Raw genomic sequence first — 18,827 nt, forward strand, 5'->3', positions numbered from 1 at the left:
GCAGCAAAAAGCCCATGAACGCGCCCCTGGCGGCGCGTAATGTTATTCTAGAATGGTTCAAGCCTGATGCGTCTGTCCCGCGGTTTCCTGCCCACTCTTAAAGAAGTCCCAGCCGAGGCGCAGATTGCCTCGCATCGCCTGATGCTGCGCGCCGGGCTGGTGCGTCAAACCTCTGCCGGTATCTATGCCTGGCTGCCCGCTGGCCTGCGTCTGCTCCGTAATATCGAGCAGATCGTGCGGGAAGAGCAGAATGCGATAGGCGCTCAGGAACTGCTCATGCCGACCGTGCAGTCTTCCGAGCTGTGGCGCCGCTCGGGGCGCTACGATGCTTATGGACCGGAGATGCTGCGTATTCGCGATCGTCAGGACCGCGAGTTGCTTTATGGACCGACCAATGAGGAAATGATCACCGATCTCTTCGGTCAGGTCGTTAAATCGTATCGCGAGCTGCCTCAGGCTCTGTATCACGTCCAGTGGAAATTCCGCGATGAGCTTCGCCCGCGCTTTGGCGTGATGCGCGGCCGCGAGTTCTTCATGAAGGATGCCTATTCCTTCGATGCGTCTTATGAAGATGCTGTGGCGGCCTATCGCCGCATGATGCTGGCCTATCTGCGGACGTTCCAGCGGCTGGGTGTGCGCGCCGTGCCGATGAAGGCAGATACGGGGCCGATTGGCGGTGATCTGAGCCATGAATTTCTAGTTCTGGCTCCGACTGGTGAGAGCGGTGTGTTTTTCGATGCGGCGCTCGAGGAGCAGGATTGGCTCAAGGAAACGGTCGACATTAACGACCATGCGAGCCTGGAGAGCTTCTTCAGCGGTGTTACCAAGTTCTATGCCGCGACCGATGAGATGCATGACGAAAAAGCATGGGATGACGTGCCTGCCGATCGTCGTCGCGAAGGCCGCGGTATCGAAGTCGGGCATATTTTCTATTTCGGCACGAAATACACTGAATCGATGGGGATTTCGGTCAGTGGCGCGGATGGCAACCAGTTCTTCCCCGAAATGGGGTCTTACGGCATTGGCGTTTCCCGTCTGGCAGGCGCCATCATCGAAGCCAGCCACGACGAGGCCGGGATCATCTGGCCGGATGCAGTCGCGCCCTATCGAGCAGCCATTCTCAGCCTCAAGCCGGGCGACGAAGCCGTCGATACCCTGTGTGAGAAGCTCTATGCGGCGGCGCCCGATGCGTTCCTCTATGATGACCGTGGCGAGCGCGCCGGGGTGAAGTTCAACGATGCCGATCTTATGGGCCATCCCTGGCAGATGATTGTCGGACCTCGCGGTGCCAAGGACGGCAAGGTTGAGCTCAAGCGTCGCGCAACTGGCGAGCGTTTCGAGTTGTCGGCTGAGGAAGCGCTGGCGAAGGTGCTGGGCAAGGAAGTCGCCTGATCATGTTCAATCGCTTCGAGCGCGTGGTGGCAGGGCGCTATCTGCGCGCCCGTCGCGGTGAACGTTTCGTCTCCATCATCGCCATTTTTTCGCTGATCGGGATTGCGCTTGGCGTTGCGACTCTCATCATCGTCATGGCGGTGATGAACGGGTTTCGTGCCGATCTGATGGGCCGCGTGCTCGGGCTCAATGGCGATCTGAACATCTTCAGCGCCGGTCACAGCATCACGAATTATCAGGACGATGTCGTGGCCATCAAGGGCGTGAAAAACGTCACCCGTGTCACCCCTATGGCTGAGGGTACCGTGCTGATCGACGCCGGGAGCTATTCCACAGGTGGGGTGGTTCGGGGCATCGCCCCTGACGATCTGCGCGATCTGCATGCGCTGAGTGATACTGTGATCGACGGCAAGCTTTCTGATTTTCAGGGCGATGACGCTGTTGCAGTCGGTGCCACCCTGGCAGCACGCGCCGGTTTGAGCGTCGGGAGCAAGGTCACTCTTCTTTCACCGCAAGGTCGCGCGACACCGTTCGGCACGATGCCGCGGGTTCGCGCCTACCGCGTGGCGTTGGTATTCGATGCAGGTGTGAACGATTACGACACCAGCGTTGTCCTTATGCCTATGGAAGCCGCCCAGCGTTTTCTGATGATGCCGAATGCGGTCTCGCTCATTCAGGTCGCCACGAAAGATGCTCTGGAAGTGACACCCGTTACGCGTGCCATTGCCCAGCGTCTGGACGATCCGAGATTGCGGGTGATGGACTGGACGCAGAGCAATAACGCGTTTCTGGGTGCGCTGACCGTCCAGCAGAACGTGATGTTCCTGATCCTGACGCTCATCATTCTTGTCGCAGCCTTTAATGTGATTTCGTCCATGATCATGATGGTCAAGGACAAGACGCGCGATATCGCAGTCTTGCGCACGCTAGGCGCGAGCCGGGGCGCCATCATGCGTATCTTCCTGATGTGCGGTGCGTCGGTCGGGGTGTCCGGCACGTTGATCGGGTTTGGGATAGGTGTGGTTTTCTGCCTTAATATCGAGCGCATTCAGCACGGGGTCGAACATCTGACCCATACCAGTCTGTTTAATCCGGAATTCTATTATCTCGAGCATCTGCCGGCAAAGCTGGTCTGGTCTCAGGTCATCGAGGTGATGGTCATGTCTCTGGCACTGTCCTTCCTCGCCACACTTTATCCGTCCTGGCGTGCAGCCAAGACCGATCCGATCGAGGCTCTGCGCCATGAGTGATACGCCTGTTTTGAGCCTTGGGGGTGTCACCAGACGATTTAGGTCAGGCGACGAGACGCTGGAGATCCTCAAGGGAGCGTCATTCGATCTATACCCGGGTGAAATTGTGGCCCTTGTGGCCCCGAGTGGCACGGGTAAATCGACCCTTCTTCATATCGCGGGACTTCTTGAATCACCGCAGGACGGGGCTGTGCGGATTGCAGGTCGCGAAACACGAAATCTCAGCGACACGGCGAGGACGCAGATCAGGCGCGACGAAATCGGTTTCGTCTATCAATTCCATCACCTGCTGGCCGAATTTTCAGCGCTGGAAATGTGATGCTGCCCCAGCATGTGGCGGGGGTGACAGCGCGAGACGCGAAGGCGAGGGCGACCGATCTGCTGACACGTTTTGGCCTGGCGCATCGTTTGCAGAATCTTCCTGGCAAGCTCTCAGGCGGGGAAAAACAGCGTGTGGCGATTGCCCGTGCCTTGGCCAATCGTCCGAAACTGCTCCTGGCAGATGAACCGACCGGCAATCTCGATGTGCATACCTCCGATACTGTGTTTGACGAGCTGCTTCATGCCGTGCGCAGCGAAGGCGTCGGCGCGCTGATCGCGACCCATAATGAAGAGCTAGCTTCGCGGATGGACCGGGTTGTGACGCTGCGGGATGGCAGATCATCGCGAAATAAAGAAAGGGATGTCGCCACGGAGCGGGTCTGATACATCCTGCTTCATGTCACACGCCCGCTTCGTTCATCTGCGTAATCACTCTGCTTATTCGCTGAGTCAGGGGGCGATCCGTATCCCTGATCTGGTGGCACTTGCCGCCGAATCGGCAATGCCGGCGGTCGGACTGACCGATACGGGCAATCTCTTTGGCGCGTTGGAATTTTCGCAATACTGCACTGGCAAGGGCGTGCAGCCGATCATTGGCTGCCAGTTGGCTCTGCCGTCCCGAAGTGACAAGCCGGGTGCGCCCTCCGAGCCGATGGTCGCTCTCGCACGAAACGAAACCGGGCTCGCCAATCTTCAGTTTCTCTCCTCGGAAGGATTTCTGAAAGGGGATCCCTCAGATCCGGCAGTTCTGCTCGAAACGCTTTGCGCGCATGCTGACGGGCTCTTCCTGCTGACAGGAGGAACGCGCGGGCCTCTTTTCCGTCTGTTGGCCGAAGGTCAGGAAGATCAGGCCATGGAGCTTTTGCGCGCGCTGCAGGGGAGTTTTGGCGACCATATGGCCGTCGAATTGCATCGTCACGGCCTGCCGGAAGAAGCTGCCGTCGAACCGGGCATGATCGCTGCTGCCGATCGTCTCGGCCTCCCGCTGGTTGCGACCAATGAGTGCTTCTTCTCCAAGCCTGCGATGCATGAAGCCCATGATGCTCTGCTGTGCATTGCGCAGGGCCGCACGATGGCGGAGCAGGAGCGCTGGCGGGTCACGCCGGAACACTGGTTCAAGACGCCGGATGCCATGCGAGCCCTTTTCGCAGACCTGCCTGAGGCGTGCGACAACACGCTCATGATCGCGCAGCGCTGCGCGGTGAAGGTCTCCACGCGCCCGCCGCTTCTGCCTGTCTGCCCCAAGGTCAATGAGGGAGCGACGGAAGAAGAGACACTACGTGCCATGTCGCAGGACGGGTTGCGTCTGCGCCTCGAGCGCATGCAAGCGGACGACGAGACGCGCGAGCGCTACGAAGCCCGTCTGGAGATGGAGCTCGGTATTATCGCCGGTATGGGCTTTCCCGGTTACTTCTTAATTGTTGCCGACTTCATCCAATGGGCGAAGGAACATGATATTCCGGTAGGGCCGGGGCGTGGATCGGGTGCGGGTTCCTGGTGGCCTGGGCACTGACCATTACCGATATCGACCCCTTGCCATTCAATCTGCTGTTCGAACGCTTTCTGAATCCGGAACGTGTATCGATGCCTGACTTCGATATCGATTTCTGTCAGGACCGTCGGGACGAAGTGATCCGCTATGTGCGGACTGAATATGGTGGCGAGCGTGTCGCCCAGATTATTACCTTCGGAAAGCTTCAGGCCCGTGCCGCCGTACGCGATGTGGGCCGCGTGCTGGGTCTGCCTTTCGGCATGGTCAACCGCGTCGCCGAGCTGATCCCCAACAATCCGGCAAAGCCTGTCACGCTCAAACAGGCGATCGATGGGGAAGCGCGCCTGCAGGAAATGCGCGATAACGACGAGGCTCTGCGTCGTCTCATGGAAATCGCGCTTCAGCTCGAGGGGCTTTATCGCCACGCTTCGACCCATGCGGCCGGTGTGGTGATCGGTGACCGGTCGTTGGTGGAGCTTGTGCCGCTCTATCGCGATCCCAAGAGCGACATGCTGGTCACGCAATACAACATGAAATTCGTCGAGCAGGCGGGACTGGTGAAGTTCGACTTCCTCGGCCTCACAACGCTGACGATCCTCAAGCGCGGTATCGGGTTTATTGCGCAACAGGGCATTGAGGTCGATCTGGCGACATTGCCGCTGGATGACGCGCCGACCTACGACATGCTCGCACGGGGAGATGCGGGCGGCGTGTTCCAGTTCGAAGGCGCGGGAATGCGCGATGTCCTCAAGCAGATGCGTCCGACGCGGCTTGAGGATCTCATCGCCGCCGTGGCCCTTTATCGTCCCGGGCCGATGGCGAATATTCCCGATTACTGTGCCCGCAAACACGGCGCCGCATGGGAGCCGCCTCACGAGGAAATTCGAGAGATTCTGTCAGAGACCTACGGCATCATGGTCTATCAGGAACAGGTGATGCAGATCGCGCAGAAGATGGCCGGGTACAGCCTCGGCGGCGCCGATCTACTGCGTCGCGCCATGGGCAAGAAGATCCGTGCCGAAATGGACACGCAGCGCGAGATCTTCGTCAAAGGAGCGACAGGACGCGGTATCACGCCGGAAAAGGCGGCTGAAGTCTTCGACCTTATGGCGCGCTTTGCCGATTACGGCTTCAACAAATCCCACGCTGCCGCCTATGCGCTGGTTTCGTATCAAACGGCCTGGATGAAGGCGAACCATCCTGTTGCTTTCCTTGCGGGCTGCATGTCTCTGGCGCGCGAAAAGACCGACAAGCTTGCGGCGCTGTGTCAGGAAGCGCGCCGTATGAAAATCAAGGTGCTTCCGGTCGACATTAATCGGTCGAAAGCCGATTTTTCGCTTGAGAAGCAGGACGATGGGAGCTGGGCTATCCGTTACGCCCTCGCTGCGGTCAAGCGGGTGGGCTTTTCGGCCATGCAGGCGATTGTCGAGGCGCGCGGCGACAAGCCTTTCACCAGCCTTGCCGATCTGGCCTCACGGTGTGACGCCAGACAGCTCAACAAGATTCAGATCGAAAATCTGGCCAAAGCCGGGGGCTTCGACTCTCTCGGTAAGGAGCGCCATGTGGTGTTTGCTAGTGCCGAAATCATCATGCGTCGCGCTCAGTCAGATGCTCAGCAGGCAGCTTCAGGCCAGATCGGCCTGTTCGGTGCGGCTGCCGAACCTGAAGAACTGCGTCTGGCCGATGCCCCCTACTGGCCGGAGTTCGAGCGTCTGGCCGCAGAAGCCGAGGCCATCGGATTCCATATGTCGGCTCATCCGCTCGATGCATATCGTTCTGTGCTGCGCCGCGCCAATGTGCTGACCTCGCAGAATCTGATGACAGCTGCCGAAAACGGCTCGTATCGCGTGCGCATTGCTGGATGCGTCGTCGATAAAAAGGAGCGCCCGACCAAGAGCGGAAGCAAGATGGCCTGGGTGCGCCTGTCTGACGCAACAGGTGGGTGCGAGGTCACTCTCTTTTCCGAAGTCCTGTCGCGTTGCCGCGATCTTCTGGTCGCCGGTCAGGCGGTCATGGTAACCGCCGATCTCAAATTGGAAGGCGATGCGCTGCGCATTACCGCCACTGATGTGACGGATCTCGAAAAGGCTGCTGCACAGGAGAGTTCAGAGATGCGCGTCTGGATCAGTGAGAGCTCAGCCGTCGGACAGGTGCGTGATCTGCTCCATAAACAGGGGGGAGGGCGCGGCAAGATCGTACTGGTGCCTGCAGTCGACGAGACCAAGGCCGTGGAAGTCACGTTGCGTGGTACTTTCCCAGTGACGCCGCGCCTCGGTGAGCGTCTGCGGACGATCCACGGTGTCTCTCGCATCGACCATTTCTAAGGCCGATTGAGAGGGAATCTCCTCCAAAAAAATGTGGTCGCGTAGGGGAGGATGAGATAACGTCTCGCGCAACGAAATCGCCCCTATGTGATGGGAGAGTTGTCTCTGAACGTTCCGAAGAATAGTCCACTTGTAGTCGATCTTGATCGTACTCTTGTGTTGACTGATACGTTGGTTGAACACTTTTTGTTGCTCTTCTTGCGCTCTCCGTGGCAAGCGATACTGTGCCTGTTTCAACTCATCAAAGGTAAGGCGGCTTTTAAAGAGCTGTCGCCGAATCTGTTGACCTGTACAGAGGCGCCCTCCTCTTCAATCCTGAGTTGCTTGCCTATCTGCGCGAGCAGAAACTCAAGGGGCGTGCCCTTCATCTCGTTACAGCCTCCAATCAGAAAATGGCCGATCTGGCTGCGGCTGCAGCGGGAGTTTTCGACAGTGCCACTGGCACGTCGTCGGCCATCAACCTGAAAGGGAAGAACAAGCTCGCGCATTTGCAGAAAGTCTTCCCGGAAGGCTTTTGCTATGCGGGCGATTGCTCTGCCGATCTGGTTATCTGGGAGCAGTCTGATGCTGCTGTCGTCGTCGGAGCGGACCGTTCCACCCGGGAAGCACTGTCACGGCTTTCCTGCCCGATTGAATTGAGCATTGACCGCAGCAAGGGCACCTTCCGTGATTGGCGTCGGTTGCTGCGCGTGCATCAATGGTCCAAGAATGTCCTTCTTCTTGTGCCGCTATTGCTCGGACACAAGTATTTCGACCTTCCCTCGATACTGTCCGTATTAGTAGGGTTCATTGCGATGGGGCTCGTCGCGTCGGGTACTTATATCATCAATGATATCAATGACCTGATTGCTGATCGTGCGCATGCAACCAAGCGGCGGCGGCCGGTTGCCAGTGGCGTTATCGAGGCTGGACCTGCTGCTGTCGTGGCTGTGGCGCTTGTCCTGGGCGGTCTGATCGTCATGGCGTCACTGTCAGTTTCGGCTGCCGGGTGGTTGCTTTTGTACCTCGTTGCAACGCTTTCCTATTCCTGCATCTTCAAGCGCCAGCCGATGATCGACGTCTTCATCCTTGGTGGCTTGTATACGTTGCGGCTGGTGATCGGTGCGTGCCTTGCCGGAGCCGAGCAGTCTCATTGGCTGCTGATGTTTTCGTTCTTCTTCTTCTTTTCCCTCTCAATGGCCAAGCGCCATGTGGAAATCGTCAAGGCTGTGGAAAGCAGCAACGGTTCGGCTGTCATCAAGGGGCGCGGCTATCGGACGTCTGACGTTCCGCTCACCCTCGCTTTCGGTGTAGGTACTTGTCTGGTGGCCGTTCTTATTCTCGGCCTTTACGTTGCCTTCGATATTAACCCGCAGAAACTCTACCGTGATCCGGAGTGGTTGTGGGGCGTCGTCGTCCTCGTGATGGTCTGGTCGTCACGTATCTGGCTGTTGAGTCATCGTGGTGTATTGGATGACGATCCGGTTTCTTTTGCAATCCGGGACCGTATCAGCCTTCTGATAGGACTGGTTGTTGTTGTCCTGTTTGCATTGTCCATCGCATGACCGACCTTGATTTCCGTCTCGATTACACGTCTTGGGGACGTGTCGTACGCGCACCGCACCATGTCCTGAAGCCGCGCTTCGTCGATACAGTGCCTCGGCTCACTGATTCCGAGGGGTCGTTTCTTCCGGTAGGAATGCGTCGCTCCTACGGTGACTCGGTCATAAATTCCTGCAACCACCTTATCGATATGACCGGCGTCGACCGTTTTCATTCTTTCGACGAGGAGACGGGTATCCTGCATTGCGATGCGGGGGTCACTCTGGACGCGGTTTTGCGCTTCTCAGTACCGCGTGGCTGGTTTTTGGCGACGACACCAGGGACGCGTTTTGTGACCCTGGGCGGGGCATTGGCCAACGACGTGCACGGCAAAAATCATCACCGCGCTGGTACGTTCGGATGTTCTGTCAGAAGTTTTGGCCTGATACGCAGTGACGGGCCGCCGCAGCGCGTCGAGCGAGGAGGCCCGCTTTTCGAGGCAACCCTCGGAGGGCTGGGTCTCACCGGCATTATCACCGATGTCGAGATTGAGCTTGTTCGTGTCGAGAGTGCTTACCTCAACATAGAACGGATCGCTTACGGGAATATTCGTGAGTTCTTTGCGCTCGCACATGAGAGTGGCGACCGGTTTGAGCATACCGTCTCCTGGATCGATTGTGCGAATGGTGGTGACGCCCTCGGGAGGGGTATTTTCCAGCGAGCGAACTGGTGTCGTGACGGGCGATTGATCCCGCATGGTACCAAGAGCGGAGCTGTCATGCCTTTCGATATGCCTGTTCGCCTGCTTAACGGCACGACCGTTCGACTATTCAATACGTTTTATAACGCGCTGCAAAAACGTGGTCCGAGAGTGCAGGAAACGCATTACGCGCCTTTCTTCTACCCCCTGGACTCTATTCGGGACTGGAACCGGATGTACGGCGGCGCTGGCCTTTACCAGTATCAATGTGTCATCCCCTCGATCAATGCAGAAGACGCGATCGAGGCTTTGATCCGTCGGATCGCTCGGTCAGGCGCAGGATCTTTTCTGGCGGTCTTGAAAACTTTCGGTGAGCGCCAGTCCGGCGGTTGTCTTTCTTTCCCCTTTGAGGGAGCAACGCTGGCTCTTGACTTTGCCAATCGCAAGGCAGAGACACTCAGCCTGATGGCGCAGCTCGATCAGATCGTCGAAGACGCGGGCGGGCGCCTTTACCCTGCCAAAGACGGACGTATGTCGGCGGGGATGTTCCAGCAGGGCTATCCAGACTGGATGCGCCTAAGGGAACTTAAAGATCCGACAATTACTTCAGATTTTTGGCAAAGGGTTTCCTATTGTTGAAGCGCAACATCATCATTCTCGGCGCACTCTCTGCGATAGCTGAGGAGACAGCCCGTCTTTACGCGGCAAAGGGCGCCAATCTGGTTCTCGCAGGTCGCAACGAGGAGCGGCTCAATCAGCTAGCTGCGGATCTCAAAATCCGCGGTGCCGCGCAATGCGATGTCGTCGCCATGGATCTCTCACACGAGGAATTGGTTGCGTCAACGTTTGCGGAAATGACGAGCGCCCTGAATGGCAAAGCCGATGGCGTCTATCTTTTTTACGGTCTGCTCGGCGACCAGCGGCAGGAAGAAGGCGATATCACGGCCGCTCTTCGAAACATAAATGTCAATTTCACCAGTGCCGCTGCATGGTGTCTTGCTGCAGCCAATCAGCTTGAACGTCAGGCTTCAGGAGTTCTGATTGCCGTGAGTTCGGTTGCCGGAGATCGCGGGCGACAGTCCAACTATATCTATGGCGCGGGGAAGGCTGGGCTGACAGTTCTGGTGCAGGGCATTGCGCACAGACTGGCCCCGAAGGGCGCTCGCGCAGTCGTAGCCAAGCTTGGCTTCGTCGATACGCCGATGACCGCCCATATCGCCAAGAAGGGCCTGCTGTGGGCGAAACCTGCCGCAGTTGCTGCGAGACTGGTCGCCGCTGCCGAGAAGCCCAGTCTGCCGGTTGTGTATGTGCCCGGCTTCTGGCGCGTGATCATGACGATCATCTGCATCGTGCCCGCCAAGATCTTTCACAAGACGAAACTCTAAACGACGTGGTTGGATCGCAGAGGCGGGGACAAAACTCCCTCAACGATCCACCATTTTACTTAGCACTCTCAAGGATCGACCGGCGTCAATGGGCAGCGTAACAGAGAAAAAACCCGCCACTTCGCAATTTTTGAAGTTCCTTATAACGGGTGGTATTTCTGCTCTGGTTAACCTCGCTAGTCGTTATGTGCTTAATTACTTTCTGCCGTTCAGTTGGTCGGTGATTTTTGCCTACACGTTGGGCATGTTGACAGCCTATAATCTCTTCCGGATTTACGTCTTTGCCCCATCAGGACGTAAAGCGAGCTCAGAGGCCTGGCGCTTCGTTCTGGTGAATATAGTCTCATTGGGGATAGTTTGGGGTGTCAGCATGGTACTCAACTACGTCCTCTTCCCGAAGATCAATTTCGCATGGCACCGCGAGGCAATTTCTCACTTCATCGGAGTTCTTTCTCCGGCTGTGCCAAGTTTCATTGGACATAAGTTTTTTCGTTTAAAGAAGAGAACGAAAAGCCTTCTGATCCGTGAGTCGTTCCTTAGTCATGTTTGGAGGCGTGTCTCCTTCAGAGGGCCGGGTTTCAGTTGCTTCGCCAGCAGGGCCCCAATGCCAAGTACGGGCGGCGTGACGCACGCTCACCCTTGTTGGTGATCGCATCGTTAATTCTACCCTCTTACCATCGCGCTCAGCTCAAGCCACAACATCAATTGTAAGGCTTCCCTTTGTGTTGTTCGTATCTTTGTGACTTGATCGGACTTGGGTTGGACTCTCACGTCGCGTGGGCGAGAGAATTGAGGGCTTGTAACCAGGTCTTCTCTTGCCTTTATCGGTAAAAAGGGCGATACCGCCCACGCCTGATCCTCCTCGATCTTCGACCAGAGGGAGAGAAGGGCAATTCGCACGTATGACGACAGACTATCTGGTGTCGGCTTCAGGGCTGGCGGAGTCATACGGAGGCACAACCAGAAGATTAGGAATTTGCATCATGGCGATGCCAGAATTCACCATGCGTCAGCTGCTCGAAGCAGGCGTCCATTTCGGTCACCACACGCGCCGCTGGAACCCGGCAATGGCGCCGTATCTGTTCGGTATCCGCAACCAGGTCCACATCATCGACCTGCAGCAGACCGTTCCGATGCTCGATCGCGCCCTGCAGGCCGTTCGCAACACGGTTGCCGGTGGTGGTCGCGTGCTGTTCGTCGGCACCAAGCGCGCTGCTGCCGAGCATGTTGCTGAAGCAGCAACCCGTTGCGGCCAGTACTACGTCAACCATCGCTGGCTCGGCGGCATGCTGACCAACTGGAAGACCATCACGGGTTCGATCAAGCGTCTGCGCCAGATCGACGAGATGCTCTCCGGCGACACGCATGGTCTGACGAAGAAGGAAATTCTCGACATCACCCGTGACCGTGAGAAGCTTGAGCGTTCGCTCGGCGGCATCAAGGAAATGGGCGGCCTGCCGGACATCCTGTTCGTAATCGACACGAACAAGGAAAAGCTGGCTGTCGAAGAAGCTAACAAGCTCGGCATTCCGGTTATTGCTGTTCTCGACAGCAACTCCGATCCGGCTGGCGTGACCTACCCGATCCCGGGCAATGACGACGCGATCCGCGCCATCACCACCTATTGCGATCTCGTGGCGCAGTCGGTTCTGGACGGTATCTCTGCTGAAATGGCCGCTTCGGGCGTCGATTTCGGTGCGTCTGAAGACCTGCCGGTCGAGACGGTTGTCGAAGAGACGACGGCAGAAGCTCCGGCGGAAGCCCCTGCTGCAGCTCCGGCCGAGGCCTGATCTGCATGTGGAGAGCTCTCGGGCTCTCCCTGCACTGACTATTATGGGCGTGCCCGGCTGGAAGGCTGCGGCACGCCGTTTCATTCCTGAAGGAGTATGGAACATGGCGGAAATCACAGCTGCCCTCGTTCGTGACCTGCGCGAAAAGACCGGCGCCGGCATGATGGACTGCAAAAAGGCTCTCACCGAAGCTGCTGGCGACATGGATGCAGCCATCGACTGGCTGCGCGCCAAGGGCCTTTCTCAGGCTGCCAAGAAGTCTGGCCGCACCACGCTGAAGGCCTCGTGGCCGTTGCCTCGGGCAAGAACAAGGCCGCCATGGTCGAAGTCAACGCCGAGACCGATTTCGTGGGTCGTAACGAAGCTTTCCAGGGCTTTGTTGAATCCGTTGCCCATGCCGCTCTCGAAGTTGGCGACAATCTCGAAATTCTGTCCCAGGCGAAGCTGCCCACGGGCCGCACGGTTGCAGAAGAGCTGACCCACCTGATCGCCACGATCGGTGAGAACATGTCCCTGCGTCGCGCCAAGGTTCTGACGGTTCCGTCAGGCATCGTCGCTTCCTATGTTCATGGCGCACTGCGTCCGGGCATTGGCAAGATCGGTGTTCTGGCTGCTGTCGAAGCGCCCTCAGAGAGCGACGCTCTGCTGACACTGGTCGCCAGATCGGCATGCATGTTGCAGCAACCCGTCCCGCAGCTCTCGAAGTTGCCAGCGTCGATCCGGAAGCTCTGGAGCGTGAGCGCCAGGTTCTGATCGAGCAGGCTCGTGAGTCCGGCAAGCCGGAAGCCATCATCGAGAAGATGATCGAAGGCCGTATCCGCAAGTTCTACGAAGAAGTCGTTCTTCTAGAGCAGGTCTGGGTGCATGACGGCGAAACGCGCGTTGGCAAGGTTGTCGAGAAGGCCGGTGCCAAGCTGGTGGCGTTCGATCGCTTCCAGCTCGGTGAAGGCATCGAGAAGGAAACCAGCGATTTCGCTGCTGAAGTGGCTGCCGCCGCTGGCAACTGATCGTTCTCACGATCGTCAAATCGAGAGCGGCGCATGAATTTCGAATGTGCCGCGATCGTCCTCTCCGCCCGCCGCTACGGCGAGGGCGGGGCGGTGGTCCATCTCTTTACTGAAGAGCATGGACGCATTGCCGGTCTGGTGCGTGGCGGTTCGTCACGCAGACAGGCCGCGCTCTGGCAGCCGGGCAATCTCATTCTCGCCCGATATGCATCGCGCCTTTCCGACCAGCTCGGTCATCTGAGCGGTGAAATGGTGCAGGAGACCGCAGTCAGACTTCTTGACCGGCCTTTGCAGCTTGCCCTTGTTCAGGCAGCTGCCGAACTGACCGATGCGGCCCTGCCGGATCGCGAACCCCACCCGGATTTCTTTTTGCGTACCATCCGTGATCTCACGGCTTTCTGCGTACTGGCCGATCCTGCCCCGGTTGTGGATTATGTCCGTTGGGAAATCGCGCTGCTTACGACGCTCGGTTACGGGCTCACTCTCAATTCCTGCGCGGTGACGGGTGAGATCGAGAATCTGGCCTATGTTTCGCCTAAAACCGGTCGAGCCGTGAGCGAGAACGCAGCGGGGAAATGGGCGGACAGGCTTCTTCATCTGCCGGTTTATCTGCGTCCCGACGGGGACGATGAGGGCGTGGGCGACCCTGTTCTCTGGTCTCAGGGTCTGACGCTGACCGGTGTTTTTCTCTCCAGACATCTTTTCGGTTCCCGGCACCGCCCGGTACCCGCGTCGCGCGAGCGGCTTGAGGCACGAATTAGGGCCATGGTCGAAGCGATGTCAGATACCGATGAGGGTGACCGGCTTCCCTGACCCTAAGTGCAGCGCCCTTGATGTCCATCTCAGCCAAAGATCGAATATCATGTGCGGCAGGGTCAGCGCGGCCAGAAGCTGGAAGGTTATCTCGAGCAGTCTTTGATCAGGTGACGCAGTGTAGAGCGGCCACAAAGCCATGCCGATCATCAGGCTCGCGATTGTCAGAGGCAGAGCAAGCTTCAGGGCCGTCCGCAAGGAGACGAGGCGCTTCCATCTGGGATCATGCACCAGAGCGGCAATATGTGCCGGGGCATGAATGAAAATAAAATACACCATGAAGGCTTTGAGAGGCTCAAAAACCCAGAACACAATGAGTGTCGTTGCGATCAGGGCAAAATGCTTGATCCTTAATAAAGGGGGGCTGAGCGCGATCAGAAAGATGACGGCGCATCCCCAGATCGGTGACAGCCATAAAAGCCATTCCGGGGGGTGAGAAAGCTGTGTCGGAGCGATCATGCCGCTGAGAAGCGCGGCAGTCTGCGCTGGCTGCAACGCGCAGGGCAGGATCAACGGAGCGCCTCCAAGCACGAACGCACTCAGCAGAGGGTGAGATCCGTCTGACAGTTCTTGTCCGAAATGCAGGAGCGAGAAAAGCAGAAACAGGTTGAGCGTCCATATCGGTGCGATATGCCAGCACGCCAGAACACAGGCGATCAATGTCAAATAGGGCAGGGCAAAAACAGGAAACCAGCCCCGCCCAAAACGGGGGAGAAGGATTTGCCTTGCCAGCTCGCCATCGAGCGCCCCATGCGGAAGACCGAACGTAATGATAACGATCAGGGCGATGACACTGTCATGGCTCCACAGGGCGAGGCCCGCGCAAAGAAGGGCACAGGCTCCGTAGACCAAGTCGAAAGGCGAGAGGGCTGTGGCCAGACGTTGCACGTTCACCACGGCCCCCTTTTCTTTCAGACGTTCGTCAGTTTCCGGTCATCGGAGAGGCTCAGGAAACCGAACCCGACTTTGGCGAGGACATCCGTGATGGCGAGAACCAGAACGCTTGTTGCATCAGAGGCGATCCCGAGCCCATCGGGGGAGAGCGCCAGAATGATGGGGTAGACCATCCAGAGCACCGAGAGCACCGCCGCGCTGCGGATATAGGCACGCTGCACGGCTGGTGTCTCCTGTCTGCTGGCTTCGAGCTGAGAGACCCAGATCACGTAATAAACGCCAAGGAATGCGAGGCATGAGAGCACAAACCAGATCCAACGACTGACGACGTTTTCCGAAGCGCTGAAGGCGAACGCCGTGATGACCATGATCACATCGGCAGTGATCGCACCAAGGAGAAGATCGAAGCGCTTGCGCCCGCTGAACATGCCCAGATAGCCGAGGCCGAGGAGCAGAAGGGGTGTCGTGAAGACCCAGTCGATATAACGGCCGAACCACAGGGTGCGCGTCGTCGCCGCGGCACCGGCAAGCGTCGCGTCCGTTGGCAGCATAAGTACACCTTGGCCTGTCGCCATTGCGACATAGAGACAGCCGGCGATGATGGGAACGATGCCATGGGCGAGACTCATCACTCCTTCGGTCTCTGTACGACGTTTGCCGAGCAGGAGAAGAGCTGTCCCTCCAGCGAACATGATGAGAGCGGTGAGCCAAAGAACGGTCTGGGTCATTGTTAAATTCTCTCCACTTAAAAGGATGATCCCAAAACGGCCGTTGACACAAAAAGTTGTAAATGGCCCGGAGCGAAAAAATCTCTCTTGCACGAAATCACGAGAGAAGCGGCGATGACCCGCTCAGGCAGGCTGCTCATCTTTTGGGATGCCAGACCGGAGGCATGAGAACAAAAACGGGGTGTTTACTCTGGACATCCTGCGCCGTGCGGCCTTATCTGCCCTGAAACGAAAGGGCGCAGGATGAGTCAGGATCTCGCAGGTCATATCGAGGATACGAAGCTCGCCGATGCATTGAGCGAGCGGTATATCGCGTATGCGATGTCGACCATCATGGCGCGTTCCTTGCCCGACGTGCGCGACGGCATGAAGCCGGTTCATCGACGCATTCTGTATGCCATGCAGCAATTGAAGCTGGATCCGAGTTCAGGCTTCAAAAAATGCGCCCGCGTGGTCGGTGACGTGATCGGTAAATTCCATCCTCATGGCGATGCCGCCGTCTACGAGGCCCTCGTACGTCTGGCTCAGGATTTCGCAGTGCGTTATCCGCTGGTCGAAGGGCAGGGCAATTTCGGCTCGATCGACGGCGATAACGCTGCCGCCATGCGATATACGGAATCCCGTCTGACCGAAGTTGCCAAGGCCTTGCTCGAGGGGATCGAGGATGACGCCGTCGATTTTCGACCCACTTACGATAATGAGGATTCCGAGCCGGTCGTCCTGCCCGGTGCTTTCCCGAACCTTCTGGCCAATGGTGCAGCAGGCATTGCTGTTGGTATGGCGACGAGCATCCCGCCGCATAATGCTGCCGAGATCTGCCTTGCCGCACGGCATCTGATCGACAATCCGCAAGCCTCGGTCGAGGCGTTGATGCAGTTCATGCCCGGTCCGGATTTCCCCACGGGCGGCGTGCTGATCGAAGATCCGGCAAGCATGCGGACAGCCTATGAAACGGGCCGTGGTAGTTTTCGCACGCGTGCGCTCTGGGAGGTCGAACAGGGGCGCTTCGGTACCTGGACGGTGATTGTCACCGAAATTCCGTATCAGATGCAGAAATCGCGACTGATCGAGCAGATCGCCGAGTTGATGGAGCAGAAGAAGCTGCCGCTTCTTGCCGACATCCGCGACGAAAGCACGACCGATATCCGTCTGGTGCTGGAACCGAAGAGCAAGAGCATCGAGCCTGAAGTGCTCATGGAGACGCTGTTCCGCGCCAAGGTTCTCGAAAGCGCGTTCAACCTCAACATGAACGTGCTGGACGCCAACTGCGTGCCGCGTGTGATGGGACTGCGTGAGGTCATTCAGTCCTGGCTCGATCATCGTCAGATCGTGCTGGTTCGGCGTTCGCAGCATCGCCTGACAGCTGTCGAGCGCCGCCTGGAGATTCTGGAAGGCTTTTTGGCGGTCTACCTCAATCTTGACGAGGTGATCCGCATCATCCGTGAGAGCGACGAGCCCAAGCCGGAATTGATGCGCGTGTTCAGCCTGACCGATCTTCAGGCCGAATATGTTCTGAACATGCGTCTTCGTTCGCTGCGCAGGCTGGAAGAAATCGAGCTCCGCAAGGAGCGTGATACTCTTCTCAAGGAGAAGGCCGGACTCGAGGGCCTACTGGGCAGTGAGCGCAAGCGCTGGACCCGCATCGGCAAGGAGCTGGAAGCAACGGCATCCCGTTTCGGCGAAGGCGCGCTTGGCCTGCGTCGCACCCGCATTGCGGCTCCGCCGGCACCGATCGATCTGAGCATGGCCATTCAGGTGGATCGTGAGTCACTGACGGTGCTGCTTTCGCGTGAAGGATGGGTGCGAGCGATCAAGGGCCACGGGATCGATCCGGAGAGCCATAAATTCAAGGAAGGCGACGCATTCGGTCTGTCGCTGGAATGCCAGAGCACCGAGCGTTTGTGTCTTCTGGTCAGCGGGGGACGTGCCTTCACGCTTAAGGCCGCGGAACTCCCGCGTGGGCGTGGTTTCGGCCAGCCGATCCGTGTTCTGGCCGATCTGCCGCAGGATGAGGACATCGTTGCGTTCTTCGTCATCGACGAGAAGGGCAGCCATGTTCTGGCCAGCGAGTCCGGACGTGGTCTGGTTGTGCGCGATGTCGACATGGCGGCGGAAAAGCGCACGGGCAAGCAGGTTCTGACCTTGCGTGAGGGCGATCGCGCGGCGTTCTGTGTCGCTGTGACGGGCGATCAGCTTGTGACGATGGCGAGCAATCGCAAGGCGCTATCTTTCGCCGTTTCGGCCTTGCCAGAAATGTCCAAAGGTATGGGCGTCACGATCCAGAAGCTGCCACCCGGGCAGAAGCTGGTCGATCTCCGTGTCTTCCCAAGCGAGACCGGGCTTGTCTGGCATGAGGGACAGAAGCCGCGCAGCGATGCCGATATAGCGACAATCATCGGCAAGAGAGCGGATCAGGGCAAGGCGGCGCCACAATGGATGACGCGCAAGCCCGCGTCACGCGGATAGGCCGGATCTCAACGTGGAGCGCTTTCCGGTGTGAGGCGCTTCCATTGACCTGCCCTGAGGATTTCTGCAGGGCGGAAGCGTGATTTATAGCTCATCTTCGGGCTGCCCGGCACCCAATAGCCGAGATAGAGATGGGTCTTTCCCCGGCGAGCCGTCTCTTCAAGCAGCCAGAGGATCGAGGTGGTGCCATAAGAGCGCTGCGGGTTGTCGATGCTATAGAAAGTATAGACTGCCGAGAGCCCATCCGAGAGCATATCCACAAGCGACACGCAGACCAGTTTCCCGTCGGGCGTGCGGAATTCAAAGAGGCTTGTTTCGATGGGGCTCGTTTCGATCATCGCCTGATAATCGTCCAATCCCATAAGTGCCATGTCGCCGTCGTTATGGCGGCGCTCCTGATAGGCCTGAAAGAGCTCGTACTGCTCCATCGTTGCGATGATCGGGCGTTCGCTGACGCTCAGATCACCCAGGCTGCGTTGCAGGCGGCGCATCGTGCGATCTGGCTCGAACTCGGCGACCGGAATACGGATCGGAATGCAGGCCTGACATCCGTTGCAGACAGGCGCGTAAACGATGCCATGGCTACGCCGAAAACCTGCGCGCGAAAGACGATCGTGAAGGTCGTCCGCTTCGAGGCCGCTTAGTTCGGTAATCACCTTGCGCTCGAGGCGGTCGGTAGATACGGACAGGGAGAGGGCTCGGTCGTGTAGAAGAGTTGCGGACGGTGGGCGGACATAACCATCC

Annotated in this window: 11 protein-coding genes and 4 pseudogenes; 12 read left to right on the plus strand and 3 right to left on the minus strand. The window is 58.2% G+C overall.

The features are described from left to right. Positions 1–66: 66 nt before the first annotated feature. From proS to recO, 11 genes and pseudogenes are all read left to right on the plus strand, one after another. The gene (gene proS / locus JCM15831_RS02755; protein WP_025822560.1) at positions 67–1,392 is read left to right on the plus strand and encodes a proline--tRNA ligase; all 1,326 of its coding nucleotides are present in this window, start codon (positions 67–69) and stop codon (positions 1,390–1,392) included. 2 nt (positions 1,393–1,394) lie between these two features. Further along, positions 1,395–2,642, plus strand: a complete 1,248-nt coding sequence (locus tag JCM15831_RS02760; protein WP_025822562.1) for a lipoprotein-releasing ABC transporter permease subunit — start codon at positions 1,395–1,397, stop codon at positions 2,640–2,642. After that, a pseudogene (locus JCM15831_RS16125) lies at positions 2,635–3,347 on the plus strand (ABC transporter ATP-binding protein). Before JCM15831_RS02760 ends, JCM15831_RS16125 begins: the two are co-directional and overlap by 8 nt. A 13-nt stretch (positions 3,348–3,360) precedes the next feature. Beyond that, a pseudogene (gene dnaE, locus JCM15831_RS16130) lies at positions 3,361–6,779 on the plus strand (DNA polymerase III subunit alpha). A 278-nt stretch (positions 6,780–7,057) separates the two neighbouring features. After that, positions 7,058–8,323, plus strand: a pseudogene (locus JCM15831_RS16135) (UbiA family prenyltransferase); the annotation flags it as partial. Further along, entirely contained in the window at positions 8,320–9,639 is a 1,320-nt protein-coding gene (locus JCM15831_RS02780; protein WP_025822564.1) for an FAD-binding oxidoreductase, read from the plus strand. The pseudogene JCM15831_RS16135 and the gene JCM15831_RS02780, both read left to right, overlap by 4 nt. Further along, positions 9,636–10,385, plus strand: a complete 750-nt coding sequence (locus tag JCM15831_RS02785) for an SDR family NAD(P)-dependent oxidoreductase (RefSeq protein ID WP_025822566.1) — start codon at positions 9,636–9,638, stop codon at positions 10,383–10,385. Before JCM15831_RS02780 ends, JCM15831_RS02785 begins: the two co-directional genes overlap by 4 nt. A gap of 88 nt (positions 10,386–10,473) precedes the next feature. Then, positions 10,474–11,034 carry a GtrA family protein gene (locus JCM15831_RS16140; protein ID WP_025822567.1) on the plus strand — a complete coding sequence of 187 codons (561 nt, stop codon included), beginning with the start codon at positions 10,474–10,476 and terminating at the stop codon, positions 11,032–11,034. A 334-nt stretch (positions 11,035–11,368) separates the two neighbouring features. Further along, entirely contained in the window at positions 11,369–12,175 is an 807-nt protein-coding gene (gene rpsB / locus JCM15831_RS02795) for a 30S ribosomal protein S2 (protein ID WP_035773742.1), read from the plus strand. Between the two features lie 103 nt (positions 12,176–12,278). Next, a pseudogene (tsf, locus tag JCM15831_RS16145) lies at positions 12,279–13,182 on the plus strand (translation elongation factor Ts). A 33-nt stretch (positions 13,183–13,215) separates the two neighbouring features. Then, a complete protein-coding gene (recO, locus tag JCM15831_RS02805) occupies positions 13,216–13,995 on the plus strand; it encodes a DNA repair protein RecO (RefSeq protein ID WP_025822571.1) in 780 nt (259 codons plus the stop codon). Here the strand turns inward: recO and JCM15831_RS16150 are convergent. Next, a complete protein-coding gene (locus tag JCM15831_RS16150) occupies positions 13,963–14,892 on the minus strand; it encodes a Brp/Blh family beta-carotene 15,15'-dioxygenase (protein WP_025822574.1) in 930 nt (309 codons plus the stop codon). The two genes, recO and JCM15831_RS16150, sit on opposite strands and share 33 nt — an antisense overlap. 14 nt (positions 14,893–14,906) lie before the next feature. Continuing rightward, positions 14,907–15,617 carry a bacteriorhodopsin gene (locus tag JCM15831_RS02815; RefSeq protein ID WP_025822576.1) on the minus strand — a complete coding sequence of 237 codons (711 nt, stop codon included), beginning with the start codon at positions 15,615–15,617 and terminating at the stop codon, positions 14,907–14,909. Between the two features lie 243 nt (positions 15,618–15,860). Between JCM15831_RS02815 and parC the strand changes: the two genes are divergently transcribed. Further along, positions 15,861–18,083 carry a DNA topoisomerase IV subunit A gene (gene parC / locus JCM15831_RS02820; RefSeq protein ID WP_025822578.1) on the plus strand — a complete coding sequence of 741 codons (2,223 nt, stop codon included), beginning with the start codon at positions 15,861–15,863 and terminating at the stop codon, positions 18,081–18,083. A gap of 8 nt (positions 18,084–18,091) precedes the next feature. Here the strand turns inward: parC and JCM15831_RS16155 are convergent, their stop codons facing one another. Next, positions 18,092–18,739, minus strand: a complete 648-nt coding sequence (locus JCM15831_RS16155; RefSeq protein ID WP_306301807.1) for an arginyltransferase — start codon at positions 18,737–18,739, stop codon at positions 18,092–18,094. Positions 18,740–18,827: the final 88 nt, after the last annotated feature.

It is taken from the genome of Asaia astilbis JCM 15831, from assembly GCF_000613845.1.
In the GTDB taxonomy this organism is placed as follows: domain Bacteria; phylum Pseudomonadota; class Alphaproteobacteria; order Acetobacterales; family Acetobacteraceae; genus Asaia; species Asaia astilbis.

Excerpts from the sequence above, each read along its gene's own strand:
- proS (WP_025822560.1), top strand. The coding sequence starts at position 67 with ATGCGTCTGTCCCGCGGTTTCCTGCCCACTCTTAAAGAAGTCCCAGCC.
- JCM15831_RS02760 (WP_025822562.1), top strand. The coding sequence starts at position 1,395 with ATGTTCAATCGCTTCGAGCGCGTGGTGGCAGGGCGCTATCTGCGCGCC.
- JCM15831_RS02780 (WP_025822564.1), top strand. The coding sequence starts at position 8,320 with ATGACCGACCTTGATTTCCGTCTCGATTACACGTCTTGGGGACGTGTC.
- JCM15831_RS16140 (WP_025822567.1), top strand. The coding sequence starts at position 10,474 with ATGGGCAGCGTAACAGAGAAAAAACCCGCCACTTCGCAATTTTTGAAG.
- rpsB (WP_035773742.1), top strand. The coding sequence starts at position 11,369 with ATGGCGATGCCAGAATTCACCATGCGTCAGCTGCTCGAAGCAGGCGTC.
- recO (WP_025822571.1), top strand. The coding sequence starts at position 13,216 with ATGAATTTCGAATGTGCCGCGATCGTCCTCTCCGCCCGCCGCTACGGC.
- JCM15831_RS02815 (WP_025822576.1), bottom strand. The coding sequence starts at position 15,617 with ATGACCCAGACCGTTCTTTGGCTCACCGCTCTCATCATGTTCGCTGGA.
- parC (WP_025822578.1), top strand. The coding sequence starts at position 15,861 with ATGAGTCAGGATCTCGCAGGTCATATCGAGGATACGAAGCTCGCCGAT.